Here is a 14441-nt window from a genome sequence, read left to right as displayed (position 1 = left end):
CAAAAGGCTCAGACGACCGCGCCGCGGCCCGGGTCGTCGAAGCCGTCGTCGTCCTCGTCGTCGTGCTTCATCCGGGCCACCAGGGTCGCGAACCCGCCCAGGAAGCCACCGACGCACAGCGTCGTCAGCCACCAGGTCATGTCCCACTGGAGCAGTACCGCCACCAGCATCAGGACCGGGCCGCCGACCACGCCGAGCCAGGCGAACTTGGTCGCCGCGTCCGCCTCGGGGAGCGGCGGCGGCTCCGGCGGGACGAAGTGGCCCTCGTCGCCGCCGGGGCCGTCCTCCGGCTCGGCGGGCGTGTAGTCGCGGGGGCCGCTCGGGCGCACGCCGGGAGCGAACACGACGGAGCTGCCGAGCGCGGGCCGGTCCGTCCCGGCCTCGGGGGCGGGGGGCGTCCGCGGCCCGTCGTCCGGCTCCGCGTCCCGGTCGTCGCCCCCGGCGCGGGCCTCGACACCGCCCTCGGTGTCGGGGCCGTCCGCGTCGACCGTGTCCTTCGGTCCTTCCGCGTCGTCGGCCTCGTCCGCGTCGTCTGGGTCGTCCGCTCCGGCCCGGTCCTTCACCAGGGCCGGTTCCCCGGACGCCTCGCGCTCGGCCCGCGCCTCGGCCTTCGGCTCCGCCCGAGGCTCCGGCTCGGGCTCGGGCACGGTGTCGGCCTCCGGCAGTGCCAGGTTCTCGATCGGCCGGAACGGCCTCGTCCCCGGAGGGTCCGCGGGCTCCTCGCCGTATCCGGCGACGATCGCGGCCCACGCCGCCTCCTCGTCGATGGGCTGCGGCTCCCGCTCGCCGCCGTCCTGCTGATCAGCCACCGCTCCTGCTTCCCTTCCCGCCGACGAGACCCGGCGCGAGACGCTCGACGAAGCCCCAGCTCTCGTCGAAGATCCGCTCCGCGTCATGGTCCAACGTCGCCACGTGGTAGCTCTGTTCCAGCAGCAGCTCCCTGACGTCCGTCGAGGAGACCCGGCTGAGGATGCGGGCCGAGTCGGCCGGCGGCACCACGTGGTCCTGCGGGCTGTGCAGCAGCAGGATCGGCTGCGTGACCTGCGGAAGCTCCGCGTCCACCGTGCGGAAGAAGCGGCGCAGCGAGTGCGCGGCGTGCAGCGGCACCCGGTCGTAGCCGATCTCCTTCACGCCCTCCTTGGCGATGTCGCTGGCGATGCCGTTCGTGGTGGGCACCAGGTGCCGGACCACCGGCAGCGCGTGCGCGGCCACGCCGTGCACCTTGTTGCCCGGGTTGACGAGCACCAGGCCCCGTACGGCGTCGCCGTGCTTCGCGGCCAGCCGCAGCGCCAGCGCGCCGCCCATCGAGAGGCCGAAGACGAAGACGGTCTCGCAGCGCTGCCGCAGCTCGCGCAGGGCCCGGTCCACCTCCGCGTACCAGTCGTGCCAGGTGGTGAGCTGCATGTCCTGCCAGCGGGTGCCGTGGCCGGGCAGCAGCGGCAGCGACACGGTCAGCCCGCGCCCCGCCAGGTACTCGGCCCACGGGCGCAGCGACTGCGGGGAACCGGTGAATCCGTGACAGAGAAGGACGCCGACCTCTCCGCCCTCATGGCGGTACGGCTCGGCTCCGGGAAGGACCGGCACCGGGGTCTCCTGTTCGGTTGCGACTTCGGCGTTCTTCGGGGGCGCCGAAGCGACGGGACGTGGGGAAGGACCTTCACGGTACGCGACCGGACCGACACCGACCAGGGCCGCAGCGGGGGGCGTACGCCGGTACGGGATAAAGTCGGGACGACGGCACACGGAAGGCATGACGAGTTGATCTACGGCGCGATGAAGTTCTCCCTCGGAGGGTCCCTGAAGCTTGCCTTCCGGCCCTGGGTGGAGGGTTTGGAGAACATTCCCGCCGAGGGTCCGGCGATCCTGGCGAGCAACCACCTGTCGTTCTCGGACTCCTTCTTCCTGCCCGCCGTCCTCGACCGCAAGGTCACCTTCATCGCCAAGGCCGAGTACTTCACCACTCCCGGCGTCAAGGGCAAGCTGACGGCCGCCTTCTTCAAGGGCGTCGGCCAGCTGCCGGTGGACCGTTCGGGTGGCCGGGGCGCCGGCGAGGCGGCCATCAAGGCCGGCATCGAGGTCATCAGGGGCGGCGGTCTCTTCGGCATCTACCCCGAGGGCACCCGCTCGCCCGACGGCCGGCTCTACCGCGGCAAGCCCGGTGGCCTCGCCCGGGTGGCGCTCGCGACCGGCGCCCCGGTGATCCCCGTCGCCATGATCGACACCGAGAAGATCCAGCCGCCCGGCAAGATCGTCCCGAAGCTGATGCGGCCCGGCATCCGGATCGGCAAGCCGCTGGACTTCAGCCGCTACCACGGCATGGACGGGGACCGCTTCATCCTGCGCTCGGTGACCGACGAGGTCATGTACGAGATCATGAAGCTCTCCGGGCAGGAGTACGTCGACATCTACGCGACCGCCGCCAAGCGGCAGATCGCGGAGGCCGAGAAGGCCGCCAAGGAGGCCGTGAAGGCCGAGATCGCGGCGCGGGAAGAGTCCGGCGCCTGACCCTCCCGTCGAGGGGGCGCCGGTGGGGGTGGGGGAGATGGCCAAGCGCGAGCGTGTCGTGCGCATGTCGGTGGAGCAGCCGCTGTGGCGTGCGCTCACCGGCTACCGCGTGCTGACCATGTGCTACGCGGTCCTGATCTTCGTCACCGGACGGGACCGCTACGAGCGCCCCTGGATCGCCGTCGTCTACCTCGCGGTGCTCTGCGTCTGGACGCTCGCCACCCTCCCCAAGGTCGCCAACGCGGCCGGCTGCACCAAGCGCTTCCTCGGCGCCGACCTCGCCCTCGCCCTCACCGGGATCCTCCTCACCCCGCTCGCCGACGCCCACGCCCAGACCGTCGACGGCCCCACCCTGCCGAGCATATGGACCGCCGGCTCCGTCCTCGCGTACGCCATCAAGGGCGGCTGGCGCTGGGCCGGGCTCGCCTCCTCGCTGGTCGCCGTCGCCAACATCGTCGAGCGCGGCCACCCCACCCGGGACACCGTCCACAACGTCATCCTCGTCTGGGTGGCCTCCATCGCCATCGGGTACGTCGTCGAGGTCGCCCGCGCCTCCGAGCGCACCCTCGCCCGGGCCCTGGAGATCGAGGCGGCCACCCGCGAGCGGGAGCGGCTCGCCCGCGACATCCACGACAGCGTCCTCCAGGTCCTCGCCATGGTCCAGCGGCGCGGCACCGCGCTCGGCGGCGAGGCGGCGGAGCTCGGCCGGATGGCCGGGGAGCAGGAGGTGGCGCTCCGCACCCTCGTCGCGGGCGGCCTGACCCGGCCGAGCCACGTCTCCGAGGACGCGTCCGAGGGCGCCGTCGTCCGGGTCGTCGAGGTCGACGACCCGGCGGAGGCGGGGGACGGCGGCGCGCCCGTCGACCTGCGCGCCCTGCTCGCCCCGCGCGCCGGGGCCCGCGTCACCCTCGCCGATCCGGGAGCGCCCGTGCTGCTGCCCCCGGCGACCGCCCGCGAACTGGCCGCCGCCGTCGGCGCCGCCCTGGACAACGTCCGGGTCCACGCGGGCGAGGAGGCACGGGCCTGGATCCTGGTGGAGGACTGGCCCGACGAGGTGATCGTCACCGTCCGCGACGACGGCCCCGGCATCCCCGAGGGCCGTCTCGCCCAGGCGGAGGGGGAGGGCCGGATGGGCGTCGCCCTGTCCATCCGGGGGAGACTGCGGGATCTGGGCGGCACGGCCGAGCTGGTCTCGGTCCCCGGCCAGGGCACGGAAGTCGAGTTGAAGGTCCCGCGTCCCGCGCGGGCCACCCGGGGGAAGGCAGGAGAGAAGTGAGCGAGCAGCAGCCCGAGCGGCGGATCAGGGTGATGGTCGTCGACGACCATCCGATGTGGCGGGACGCGGTCGCCCGCGACCTCGCGGAGGCCGACTTCGACGTCGTCGCCACGGCCGGCGACGGGGAGCAGGCCGTACGCCGCGCCCTGGCCGTCACGCCCGACGTCCTCGTCCTCGACCTCAACCTGCCGGTCAAGCCGGGGGTCCAGGTCTGCAAGGAGCTCGTCGCCGCCCAGCCGGGGCTGCGGGTCCTCGTCCTCTCGGCGAGCGGCGAGCACGCCGACGTCCTGGAGGCCGTGAAGTCCGGCGCCACCGGCTACCTCCTCAAGTCGGCCAGCACCGCGGAGCTGATCGACGCGGTGCGCCGCACGGCCGTCGGCGACCCCGTCTTCACCCCGGGCCTCGCCGGCCTCGTCCTCGGCGAGTACCGCCGCCTGGCCGCCGAACCCGCCCCGGCCGCGGGTGCCGACGAGCCCAAGGCCCCGCAGCTCACCGAGCGCGAGACCGAGGTGCTGCGCCTGGTCGCCAAGGGCCTGAGCTACAAGCAGATCGCCGAGCGCCTGGTCATCTCGCACCGCACGGTGCAGAACCACGTGCAGAACACGCTCGGCAAGCTCCAGCTGCACAACCGCGTCGAACTCGTCCGGTACGCCATCGAGCGCGGCCTCGACGACGCCTGACCGCGCGGCCCCGACGACGCCCGGCCGCCGAGCGGCGCGGAGCCGGGGCGGGCCGTATATTCGCGGACGTACTCTTCGCGGACGTAGCGAAGCGGACATACGGCCCATCAGTGCAGCGAGGGGACACCCGTGGAGATCCTGGCATTCGGCGTACAGGCGGACGAGAAGCCCCTCCTGGAGAAGGCGTTCGCGGGCCACCACGAGGTGCGCTGCGTGGACGTCTTCCTCAACGAGGACACCGCCCCCATCGCCGCGGGCTACGAGGCCGTCTCCACCAGCGTCAACGCCGACCTGAACCACCGGGTCCTGCAGACCCTCGCCGCCGGCGGGACGCAGCTGATCGCCCAGCGCTCCACCGGCTTCAACAACATCGACCTGGACGTCGCCGAGCGCCTCGGCCTCACCGTCGCCCGCGTCTCGTCCTACTCCCCCTACTCCGTCGCCGAGTTCGCCTGGACCCTCGCGATGGCCGTCAACCGCCGGATCGTCCGCGCCTCCAACCGGACCCGCGACTTCGACTTCCGGCTCGACGGGCTCATGGGCCGCGACCTGCGGGGCCGTACCGTCGGCGTCCTCGGCACCGGGAAGATCGGCGAGGCCTTCACCCGGATCGCCCACGGCTTCGGCACCCGGCTCCTCGGCTGGGACGTGGCCGAGAACCCCGCCTGCCTCGACCTCGGCATGACGTACGTCGACAAGGAACGGCTCCTCGCGGAGGCCGACCTCATCAGCCTCCACGTGCCGCTCCTCCCGTCGACCCGGCACCTCATCGACGCGACCGCCCTCAAGGCGATGAAGGACGACGCCATCCTGGTGAACTCCAGCCGGGGCGGCCTCGTCGACACCGACGCCCTCGTCACGGAACTGCGCGCGGGCCGCTTCACCGGGGTCGGGCTCGACGTGTACGAGGCGGAGGCCGGGCTCTTCTTCCTCGACAAGTCCCTGGAGGTCGTCGAGGACGACACCCTGGCCCGCCTCGTCACCTTCCCCAACGTGGTCGTCACCTCCCACCAGGCGTACTACACGGTCGACGCGGTCGGCCAGATCATCGACGCCACGGTCCGCAACGTCCTCGACTACACCGCCGGAAGGCGCAGCGAGAACGTCCTGGTCCCGAGGGCCGCGTAGTCGCCCGGGGAGCCCCTCAGACGAGCACGCCGGCCAGGAGGGAGGCCGTCACCGCCGCGCCCTCCCGCGTCAGGACCGACTCCGGGTGGAACTGCACCGAGGCGAAGCCCGGCCCGCGCAGCGCGTGCACCTCCGCGGTCTCCGGATCCCGGCTCACCTCGATCCGGTGCAGGGCCAGCTCGGTCGCCTCCCGGTCGTCGCAGCGGGCCGTGAAGCTGTTGTAGAACCCGACCGTCCGCTCCTGCCCGAACAGGTCGATCCGCATCTGCGCCCCCTGGAACGGCACCCGCTTGCGCACGATGTCCAGCCCCAGCTCGGCCGCGATCAGCTCGTGGCCCAGGCAGACGCCGAGGAGCCCGTGCCGGTGGCCGCGCACCAGCTCGGCCGTCAGACCGCGCAGGAACCGCATCTTCGGGTCGGCGGCGTCCGCCGGGTTCCCGGGGCCGGGCCCGAGGACCACCGGCCCCTCGTGGGCGAGCGCCAGCTCCCGCAGCCCCGGCTCGTCGTAGCGCAGCACCGACACCTCGAGGCCCGAGGAGCGCAGCAGGTGCGCCAGCATCGCCGTGAAGGTGTCCTCCGCGTCGACCACCAGGGCGTGCCCCGACAGCTCGGCGGAGCGCACCTGCATCTTCAGCCAGAACGGCGCCAGGTCCGCCCGGCGCGCGTCGAGCGCGGCCCGGACGCGCGGGTCGTCGGCCAGCCGGGGCGCCGCCGCCGCCTCGTCGAGCGGCCGCCCCTCCCGCACGCCCAGGGCGGTCAGGACACCGGCCGCCTTGGCGTGGGTCTCCGCCACCTCGCCCGCCGGGTCGGAGCCCCGCACCAGGGTCGCCCCGACGGGGACCCGCAGCCGGCCGTCGGCCGCGATGTCGGCGGTCCGGATGAGGATGGGGGAGTCGAGGGTCTGGACGCCGTTCTCGTCCGTGCCCAGCAGGGCGAGCGCCCCCGCGTAGTAGCCGCGCCCGCCCCGCTCGTGACGCTCGATCACCCGGCAGGCGTTCTGCACCGGGGACCCGGTGACGGTGGCGGCGAACATCGTCTCCCGCAGCACCTCCCGCACGTCCAGCGAGGAGCGCCCCCGCAACTCGTACTCGGTGTGCGCGAGATGGGCCATCTCCTTCAGGCGGGGACCGATCACCACACCGCCCCTGTCGCCGACCGTGCACATCATCTTCAGCTCCTCGTCCACCACCATGGAGAGCTCCTCGGTCTCCTTGCGGTCGGCGAGGAACGCCAGCAGGTCCTCGGGGGTCGGGGCGGCGCCCGCCGGGTAGCGGTACGTGCCGCTGATCGGGTTCATCACGACCGTCCCGCCCGCCATCCGCACGTGCACCTCGGGGCTGGCGCCGACCAGGGTCCGCTCGCCCGTGTGCACCACGAACGTCCAGTACGCGCCCCGCTCGCCCGCGAGCAGCCGCCGGAAGAGCGCGAGCGCGTCGGCCCGCCCGAAGCCGGGGATCCCGCCCGTGTAGGTGCGCCGGACGACGAAGTTGGCGCCCTCGCCGGAGCCGATCTCCTCGTCGACGACCCGCCGCACGGTCCGCGCGTAGTCCTCGTCGGAGACGTCGAACCCGCCGCCCTCGACGGTCACGTCGTGCGCGGGCAGCTGCCGCAGCGCCTCCGCGAGCGGCAGCTCGTACACCTCGTCGGCGACGAGCACGGAGAGCGGGGTGCCGTCGTCCCGCACGTCGAAGCCGCGCTCCCGGATCTGCCGGAAGGGCACGAGCGCGAGCGTCGGCAGCGCGCCGACCGGCAGTTCGGCGAGGCGCTCGGCCTCGTGGACCCGGCCGATCAGGACCTCGACGGTGTCGTGGTCACGGCCGGGGGTGCGGCGGCGCAGCAGCGCGAACGGGGGGCAGGAGTCGTCGAGGAGACGGGAGAGGTCCATGGGGCGTGCGTTCCTTCCGAGCTGTGGACGGAGAGGAGGAACGGCCCCGGGTACGAGAAAGGCCGCCCCTCGGGCGGCCTTCGCGTGTCGTTCGGTGGACGCGCAGTCAGTGGGCCGCCGGATGAGCGGTCCACCACCAGTTCTGGGTCGAGTGCGCGAACATGCGAGCACTGTAGCCCAGCCCGGCACGGAAACGGGGCCCGGTCCGCACCGTGGACGGTGCGCGCCGGGCCCCGGGGCCGTGCGAGGGCGGTCCGATCAGAAGATCATGTTGTAGATCTGCCAGCCCGGACCGACCTGCGCCCGCGTGGCGTACGGGGCGGTGGCGCTGCCGGTGCCCCGGTAGAACCACATGACGCCGGAACCGTCCCGGGCCACGAAGTCGACCTTGCCGTCACCGGTCAGGTCGCTCGGACCGACGATGCTGTTGTAGCCCTGCCAGCCCGTGCCCACCTTGACGCGCGCGGCGTACGGGGCGGTGGCGCTGCCCGTGCCCTTGTAGAGCCACAGCGCGCCGGTGCCGTCGCGGCCGATGAGGTCCGCCTTGCCGTCGGAGGTGAGGTCGCCGGTGCTGACGAGCATGGTGTAGGCCTGCCAGCCGGTGCCGATCTTGACCCGGGCCGAGAGCGCGGCGGTCGGCACGCCCGTGCCCTTGTAGAGCCACAGCACGCCGGACTTCTCGCGGGCGAGGACGTCCGCCCTGCCGTCGCCGGTCACGTCGCGGACGCCGACCACCTGGTCGTAGATCTGCCACCCGGGGCCGACCTTCAGCCGGCCCTTGAACGGCGCCGACGGGTTGCCGCTGCCCTGGTAGTACCAGAGCACACCGGAGGTGTCCCGGGCGACCGCGTCGCCGGTGCCGTCCGCCCGAAGGGCGGTCAGCGGGCTGACCGTGTTGTAGATCTGCCAGCCGGTCCCGACCCGGTAGCGGGCCAGGAACGGCGCGGTGGAGCTGCCGGTGCCCTGGTACTGCCACAGCACGCCGGAGGCGTCGCGCGCGAGGAGGTTGTAGCGGTTGTCGGCGCGGACGGGGGCGGCGCCGGGCGCCTCGACGACGTCGCTCTGCTTCACCCAGGTGATCTTGTGGTGGAAGCGGAGCGGCACGAACATCGTGGTGCCGACGACGTTCTTCTGGGCGGAGCCGAACCACTCGTCACCCGCCACCGCGGGACCGGCCTTCACATAGGCCTGCCCGGCGGCGAAGGTGAACTTCGACAGCGGGTCGTTCTCGTCGCCCGGCGCTTCGAGACCGGCCGCGGTGTAGGCGGCGGTCTCCGGGAAGGAGCGGCCGAAGACCTTCGCCGAGGCGAGGCCGGACTTCAGCGTCACGGTCGTGGCGCCCGGCACCGGGACGGTGTACTGGCCGCCCGGGTTGGCGAACCAGGCCTTCCTGCCCGCGAACCAGATCGCCGTCCAGTTGGTCCTGGCCTCGGCGACGACGTAGAGGCCGCCCGCGCGGACCTTGTTGGCGTAGTTCGAGCCGTGCGTCCACAACGCCGAGAAGTACGGGTCGGTCAGCGTCTTGGCCGGGTCGGCCACGGGCTCCGTGTAGAGGTAGCCGAAGTTCGACGGCCGCGGCGAGGCGTCCCTCGTGTACCAGACGCCGTCGACCTTCTCCGAGTAGGTCAGCTTCGGCTGGTTCGCCGTGGTGAACGGCGGCACCACGCGGACCACCTGACCGGCCCGGAGCAGCCCGCCCGCGCCCTTGTCGCCCTGCGGGGCGCCCAGGAGGGACATGTAGTAGTTCCAGTCCCAGTACGGGCCGGCGTCCCAGTGCAGCTGGTCGAGGTCGCCGTCCGTCTGGAGCGCCACCTCGTCGTGGCCGATGATGTGCTCGCGGTCGATCGGCACGCCGTACGTCGTGGCGAGGTGCTTCACCAGCTCCGCGGAGGAGCGGTACTGGGGCTCGGTGTACCAGCTGCCCTCCTTGATCGCGAAGCCCTCGTGCTCCACGCCGATCGAGTGCATGTTGTGGGTCCAGTTGCCCGCGTGCCACGCCAGGTTCTTGTTCTCGAGCATCTGGGTGACCAGACCGTCCGAGGCCTTGATCAGGTAGTGGGCGCTGCCTCCCCAGGTCGGGTCGGTGAGCACGTCGAGCGAGGTCTCGTAGGGACCCTCGGTGTCGTGGATGACGATCTGGCGGATGTCCATGCCCTGGGCGGGGCGGTCGGCCGCGGTGTAGTTCTTCCGCCCCGAGGCGTCGGGCACGGTCAGCTTGACGTTGCAGTTCAGGCCGGCCGGACAGTCGGGGAGGGCGGTCTCCGTCGTGCTCGCGAAGGCGGCGGCCAGCGGCACGTTCGCCGGCCTGACCGGCTCGACCGAGGGGTCGGCCGGCAGGGAGACCTGCTCGCCGTCGAGGGTGAGCGCCCGCTCGCCCTTCTCGATCGACGCGAAGACGCGCTTCGCGAAGAGGTCGGCGCCCTTCCGGTCGGAGGACTGGCCGTACCGGGCGACGGCCGGGTACCAGTCGCCCGGGTCGTCCGACACCTCGGCGCCCGCCTGCTTCTGGTACTCGACGAGGAGGGCGGCGCCCGCGCGGATGGAGGCGGCGGTGTCGTTCTGGACGGCCTCGGTGGAGCTGTCGATCAGCTCGGCGGCCCGGTCCAGGGTGTGCAGCCGCGGGTCGTCGGTGTCGACGAGCCGCTTCTCCAGGAAGCGGCGGAGCTTCTCGCGGTCGAAGGTCTTCTCGATCTCGTCGCGGCCGCTGCCGTTGACGTGGTCGATCTGCTCGTCCGTGACCGTCCGCTCGACGTCCTCCGGGTCGACCTTCGTCAGACCCATGACGTTGTACGCGCCCGTGGTGCTGGGCTCGCCGTCGTGCGACTCCCACCGCGTCTGCTGGTACGACACCGCCATCAGCACGCTCTGCGGCACGTCGAACTCCGCCGCCGCCGAGGCGAACTGCGCCTGGAGGCCCGGGCCGGCCGACGGGGACCCGCCCGGGGCACCCACGAGGCCCGGCGAGGCGACCGCGAGGGTGCCGATCGTGGCGGTGGCGACGACCGCCGCCGCCGCGCCGTACAAGATTCGTTTCTTCTTACGGTCCCTGCGGTGCCTCTGCGTCACGCCCACCCCTGTGTCGTTTCGTTCGTGTGTTCGCCTGTGTTTTGCGAAACGGGGCGCAGGGTAACATCACTCGATGGCGTGAAGATCACCGTGAGACATTCCGGGCGCCCGTCTCAGTCACTGGTCAGGGGACAGGACCGGACGAAGAACCCCGTAATGTGGTCCGTGTGACCGTGAACGCTGATTCCCACGCCGTCGCCAAGGCGACCTGGCGAGACCTGCCCGCGGCGCAGCAGCCCGAGTACCCCGATGCCGAGGCTCTGCGCGATGTGATCGCGGACCTCGAGTCGTATCCTCCGCTCGTCTTCGCCGGCGAGTGCGACCAGCTGCGCGCCCGGATGGGAGCCGTCGCCCGTGGCGAGGCGTTCCTGCTCCAGGGCGGCGACTGCGCCGAGGCCTTCGACGCCGTGTCCGCCGACCACATCAGGGCCAAGCTCAAGACGCTGCTCCAGATGAGCGCCGTCCTCACCTACGCGGCCTCCGTGCCCGTCGTGAAGGTCGGCCGCATCGCCGGCCAGTACTCGAAGCCCCGCTCCAAGGGGACCGAGACCCGGGACGGCGTGACGCTCCCCACCTACCGGGGCGACTCCGTCAACGGCTTCGACTTCAACGAGAAGGCCCGTGTCCCGGACCCCGAGCGCCTGAAGCGGATGTACAACGCCTCCGCCTCCACGCTCAACCTCGTCCGCGCCTTCACCACCGGCGGTTACGCCGACCTGCGCCAGGTGCACGCCTGGAACCAGGACTTCGTGAAGTCCTCCCCGTCGGGCCAGCGCTACGAGCAGCTGGCGCGCGAGATCGACAACGCGCTGAACTTCATGAAGGCCTGCGGCACCGACCCGGCCGAGTTCCGCGCGGTCGAGTTCTACGCCTCCCACGAGGCGCTGCTCCTCGACTACGAGGGCGCCCTGACCCGTACGGACTCGCGCACCGGCAAGCTGTACGACACCTCCGGCCACATGGTCTGGATCGGTGAGCGCACCCGCCAGCTCGACCACGCCCACATCGAGTTCGCCTCGCGGATCGCGAACCCGATCGGCATCAAGCTGGGGCCGACGACCACCGCGGAGGAGGCGCTCACCTACATCGACCGCCTCGACCCCGACCGCGAGCCGGGCCGGCTGACGTTCATCGTCCGCATGGGCGCCGACAAGGTCCGCGACAAGCTCCCCGAGCTGGTCGAGAAGGTCACCGCCTCGGGCGCGACGGTCGCCTGGGTCACCGACCCGATGCACGGCAACACCTTCGAGGCGGCCTCCGGGCACAAGACCCGCCGCTTCGACGACGTGCTCGACGAGGTGAAGGGCTTCTTCGAGGTCCACAAGGAGCTCGGCACCCACCCCGGCGGCATCCACGTCGAGCTGACCGGCGACGACGTGACGGAGTGCGTGGGCGGCGGCGACGAGATCTTCGTCGACGACCTGCACCAGCGCTACGAGACGGCCTGCGACCCGCGGCTCAACCGCAGCCAGTCGCTGGACCTGGCCTTCCTGGTGGCGGAGATGTACCGCGACCAGTGAGGTAGCGATCAGTCGGTGGCTTCGTACGACGACGGGGCGCGGATCCTTGTGATCCGCGCCCCATCGTCGTGACCGGGGCTTTTGGCCGCCGGATCCGCCGGGTAAGGTTAGGTTAACCTAATGGATCTCGGCGGGAGGTGAACCGCGTGTACGTCTGCTCATGCTTCGGTGTCACGGAGAAGCAGGTCAAGGAGCACGCGGACGCGGGCGCCTGCACGCCCCGCCAGATCGCCTCGGCCTGCAAGGCGGGCACGGACTGCGGTTCCTGCGTCCGTCGCATCCAGGCCATCCTCGGACGCGGCAACTGCCCGCGCCGTGAGCTGGTGGACCAGGGCATGCCCGCCCTCGCGGTCGAGGGCGTCAGCGCACTGGGCGAAGCCGCCTGACGGGCCCCGGGGCGCCCGCGGGGGCCGCCCGGGTCAGCTCGGCTGCTCGATGAGCGTCGAGATGTAGAGCGCCTCGCCCAGGGACTCGATCAGCTCCAGCTGCGTGTCCAGGTAGTCGATGTGGTGCTCCTCGTCGGCCAGGATCTCCTCGAAGAGGTTGGCGGACGTGATGTCCCCCTTCGCGCGCATGACCTCGATGCCGCGCTTCAGGCGGTCGATCGCCTCGACCTCCACCTGGCGGTCCGCCTGGAACATCTCGGTGATCGTCTGCCCGACCCGCACGTGGAAGAGCCGCTGGTAGTTGGGCAGGCCGTCGAGCATCAGGATGCGCTCGGTCAGCTTGTCCGCGTGCTTCATCTCGTCGATGGACTCTTCGCGGGTGTACTTCGCGAGCTTCGTCCAGCCCTTGTTGTCCTGAATGCGGTAGTGCAGCCAGTACTGGTTGATCGCCGTCAGCTCGCCGGTCAGCTGCTCGTTGAGGAACTCGAGGACCTCGGGGTCGCCCTGCATCGCAGAGGCTCCTTCCACTTCCACGTTGCGTGTCTGTGCCGTCACTGGGCAGGATGGCCGCATCCTCGCACCCCGAATGGGGGGCGTCCAGTAAGTGCAGGCTTAGTGGGAGTTGCCCCGGTAGGCGTGCCCGTGGGGGGTTGCTGGTCATGACCACCCCTCGCCGTCTGTCACCATGGATGACATGGGTCAGCCGGAGAGCGGAGTACACCGGGAAACGGGGCAGCCGGAACGTTCACCGGGGCTTCCGTCGAACCCTCCGCCCGATCTGCCCCCGGGGCAGCGGCTGCAGCGCGGCTGGCCGGTCACCCACTACGGGCCCGTGCCCAAGTTCAAGCCCGACCGGTGGGAGTTCCGGGTCTTCGGGGCGACCGCCGACGGTGACAAGCGGTGCTGGAACCACGAGGAGTTCTCGGCGCTGCCGTTCTCCACGGTCGTGGCCGACCTCCACTGCGTCACGAAGTTCAGCATGCTCGGGGCCGAATGGGGCGGCGTCCCCGCCCGCACGATCCTGGAGCTCGCCCCGCCCGCGCCGCAGGTCACCCACGTGATGGTCTGGGCAGAGTACGGCTACAGCGCCAACATGCGGCTCTCCGACTTCGCCGCCGACGGCACGATCTTCGCCACGCACAAGGACGGCGAACTGCTCACGGCGGAGCACGGCTTCCCGCTGCGGCTCGTCGTCCCCCACCTGTACGCCTGGAAGGGCCCCAAGTGGGTCCGGGGCGTGGAGTACATGGCCGCCGACCGGCGGGGCTTCTGGGAGGAGCGGGGCTACCACAACCTCGGCGACCCGTGGACCGAGCAGCGCTACTCGTACCAGGAGGAACCGGGCGACGGCCCGGAGCTGTAGCGGCTCAGTGGTGGTACTGGTGGACCACCGCGTGGCCCTTGCCGCGGCCGATCATCCACTTGTTGACCGGAGTGGTGACCAGGAAGGCGACGAGGAAGGCGAAGGCCAGGGCGCCCCAGAAGAGGGCGTCCGACAGGTGCGCGTCCATGGCTCCGGGGACCAGGAGTAGGACCCCGTTGTCGACGACCTCCATCACGGTGATGGAGAGGGTGTCGGCCGCGAGCGCGACGCCGATGGCGGCCTTCAGTCCGACGCCGGCGCGGACGACCGCCCAGAGCGTCAGCGAGTAGCCGAAGAAGAAGGCCAGGGCGATGGCGAGCACCATCGTCGGGGCGTTGCCCCAGCCGAGCGCCGTACCGATGATCATGCCGAGGACCTCGCCGATGGCGCAGCCCGTGAGGCAGTGGAGCGTGGCCTTGGCCGCCATGGACCAGGAGACCGTGCCGGGGGCTTGGTGGGCGTGGTGGGCGTGGTGGGCGTGGTGGCCCTCGTGGCCGTGGTGGCCCTGGTGGTGGTCGTGGCCCTCGTGGTGGGCGTGGTCGTCGCGCTGCATGGGAGCTCCCCCAAACTCGGGTGGCGGTTCCTGCCGACACAGGAACCGTATACCCCCCTGGGGTATTCCTCAAGGGGAC

The 14441-nt window shown here is 71.7% G+C and carries 14 protein-coding genes; 7 read left to right on the top strand and 7 right to left on the bottom strand.

All coding sequences use genetic code 11. The annotated features are described in order from the left end of the window. Positions 1 to 8: 8 nt before the first annotated feature. Both ACWDVG_RS02975 and ACWDVG_RS02970 read right to left on the bottom strand, forming a co-directional pair. Entirely contained in the window at positions 9 to 809 is an 801-nt protein-coding gene (locus tag ACWDVG_RS02975) for a hypothetical protein (RefSeq protein WP_451695550.1), read from the bottom strand. Continuing rightward, on the bottom strand, positions 802 to 1584 hold the full coding sequence (locus tag ACWDVG_RS02970; protein WP_451695549.1) for an alpha/beta hydrolase: 783 nt from the start codon (positions 1582 to 1584) through the stop codon (positions 802 to 804). The genes ACWDVG_RS02975 and ACWDVG_RS02970 overlap by 8 nt, the downstream gene beginning before the upstream one ends. Before the next feature lie 189 nt (positions 1585 to 1773). Between ACWDVG_RS02970 and ACWDVG_RS02965 the strand changes: the two genes are divergently transcribed. The 4 genes from ACWDVG_RS02965 (at position 1774) to ACWDVG_RS02950 (ending at position 5589) form a co-directional block, all read left to right on the top strand. Continuing rightward, positions 1774 to 2505, top strand: coding sequence for a lysophospholipid acyltransferase family protein (locus tag ACWDVG_RS02965; protein WP_451695548.1), 732 nt, complete (start codon positions 1774 to 1776; stop codon positions 2503 to 2505). 37 nt (positions 2506 to 2542) lie between these two features. Further along, positions 2543 to 3781: a MacS family sensor histidine kinase gene (gene macS, locus ACWDVG_RS02960; RefSeq protein ID WP_451695546.1), complete on the top strand. Its 1239-nt coding sequence runs from the start codon at positions 2543 to 2545 to the stop codon at positions 3779 to 3781. A gap of 32 nt (positions 3782 to 3813) precedes the next feature. Continuing rightward, a complete protein-coding gene (locus ACWDVG_RS02955; RefSeq protein WP_451695644.1) occupies positions 3814 to 4461 on the top strand; it encodes a response regulator in 648 nt (215 codons plus the stop codon). Positions 4462 to 4590: 129 nt separating this feature from the next. After that, positions 4591 to 5589, top strand: a complete 999-nt coding sequence (locus tag ACWDVG_RS02950) for a 2-hydroxyacid dehydrogenase (protein ID WP_451695544.1) — start codon at positions 4591 to 4593, stop codon at positions 5587 to 5589. A gap of 16 nt (positions 5590 to 5605) precedes the next feature. On the opposite strand, the gene ACWDVG_RS02945 is transcribed toward ACWDVG_RS02950, so the two are convergent. The 3 genes from ACWDVG_RS02945 to ACWDVG_RS02935 all read right to left on the bottom strand — a co-directional run bounded on the left by ACWDVG_RS02945 (position 5606) and on the right by ACWDVG_RS02935 (position 10498). Beyond that, a complete protein-coding gene (locus ACWDVG_RS02945; RefSeq protein WP_451695542.1) occupies positions 5606 to 7474 on the bottom strand; it encodes an anthranilate synthase family protein in 1869 nt (622 codons plus the stop codon). Between the two features lie 106 nt (positions 7475 to 7580). Beyond that, positions 7581 to 7637, bottom strand: coding sequence for a trp operon leader peptide (locus ACWDVG_RS02940; RefSeq protein WP_071528813.1), 57 nt, complete (start codon positions 7635 to 7637; stop codon positions 7581 to 7583). A gap of 95 nt (positions 7638 to 7732) precedes the next feature. Beyond that, positions 7733 to 10498 carry an N-acetylmuramoyl-L-alanine amidase gene (locus ACWDVG_RS02935; protein WP_451695540.1) on the bottom strand — a complete coding sequence of 922 codons (2766 nt, stop codon included), beginning with the start codon at positions 10496 to 10498 and terminating at the stop codon, positions 7733 to 7735. Between the two features lie 209 nt (positions 10499 to 10707). On the opposite strand from ACWDVG_RS02935, the gene ACWDVG_RS02930 reads away from it, so the two are divergent. Together ACWDVG_RS02930 and ACWDVG_RS02925 are read left to right on the top strand one after the other, a co-directional pair. Next, positions 10708 to 12060: a class II 3-deoxy-7-phosphoheptulonate synthase gene (locus ACWDVG_RS02930; RefSeq protein WP_451695538.1), complete on the top strand. Its 1353-nt coding sequence runs from the start codon at positions 10708 to 10710 to the stop codon at positions 12058 to 12060. A gap of 137 nt (positions 12061 to 12197) precedes the next feature. Then, complete coding sequence (locus tag ACWDVG_RS02925; RefSeq protein ID WP_451695536.1) at positions 12198 to 12446, top strand: (2Fe-2S)-binding protein; 249 nt, start codon at positions 12198 to 12200, stop codon at positions 12444 to 12446. A 33-nt stretch (positions 12447 to 12479) separates the two neighbouring features. Here the strand turns inward: ACWDVG_RS02925 and bfr are convergent, their stop codons facing one another. Continuing rightward, positions 12480 to 12956 (bottom strand): bacterioferritin, encoded by a 477-nt coding sequence (bfr, locus tag ACWDVG_RS02920; protein WP_015032978.1) that lies wholly within the window; start codon positions 12954 to 12956, stop codon positions 12480 to 12482. A 184-nt stretch (positions 12957 to 13140) separates the two neighbouring features. Here bfr and ACWDVG_RS02915 point away from each other — a divergent pair, with 184 nt between their 5' ends. Next, positions 13141 to 13809 (top strand): sulfite oxidase-like oxidoreductase, encoded by a 669-nt coding sequence (locus tag ACWDVG_RS02915; RefSeq protein ID WP_451695534.1) that lies wholly within the window; start codon positions 13141 to 13143, stop codon positions 13807 to 13809. 4 nt (positions 13810 to 13813) lie between these two features. On the opposite strand, the gene ACWDVG_RS02910 is transcribed toward ACWDVG_RS02915, so the two are convergent. After that, the gene (locus ACWDVG_RS02910; protein ID WP_451695533.1) at positions 13814 to 14362 is read right to left on the bottom strand and encodes a DUF4396 domain-containing protein; all 549 of its coding nucleotides are present in this window, start codon (positions 14360 to 14362) and stop codon (positions 13814 to 13816) included. Positions 14363 to 14441: the final 79 nt, after the last annotated feature.

It is taken from the genome of Streptomyces sp. NPDC003327 (genome assembly GCF_053589515.1).
Note: the sequence above shows the minus strand (reverse complement) of the source record. Positions and strands in the feature narration are given on the sequence as shown.

Excerpts from the sequence above, each read along its gene's own strand:
- ACWDVG_RS02965 (WP_451695548.1), top strand. The coding sequence starts at position 1,774 with ATGAAGTTCTCCCTCGGAGGGTCCCTGAAGCTTGCCTTCCGGCCCTGG.
- macS (WP_451695546.1), top strand. The coding sequence starts at position 2,543 with ATGGCCAAGCGCGAGCGTGTCGTGCGCATGTCGGTGGAGCAGCCGCTG.
- ACWDVG_RS02955 (WP_451695644.1), top strand. The coding sequence starts at position 3,814 with ATGGTCGTCGACGACCATCCGATGTGGCGGGACGCGGTCGCCCGCGAC.
- ACWDVG_RS02945 (WP_451695542.1), bottom strand. The coding sequence starts at position 7,474 with ATGGACCTCTCCCGTCTCCTCGACGACTCCTGCCCCCCGTTCGCGCTG.
- bfr (WP_015032978.1), bottom strand. The coding sequence starts at position 12,956 with ATGCAGGGCGACCCCGAGGTCCTCGAGTTCCTCAACGAGCAGCTGACC.
- ACWDVG_RS02915 (WP_451695534.1), top strand. The coding sequence starts at position 13,141 with ATGGGTCAGCCGGAGAGCGGAGTACACCGGGAAACGGGGCAGCCGGAA.
- ACWDVG_RS02910 (WP_451695533.1), bottom strand. The coding sequence starts at position 14,362 with ATGCAGCGCGACGACCACGCCCACCACGAGGGCCACGACCACCACCAG.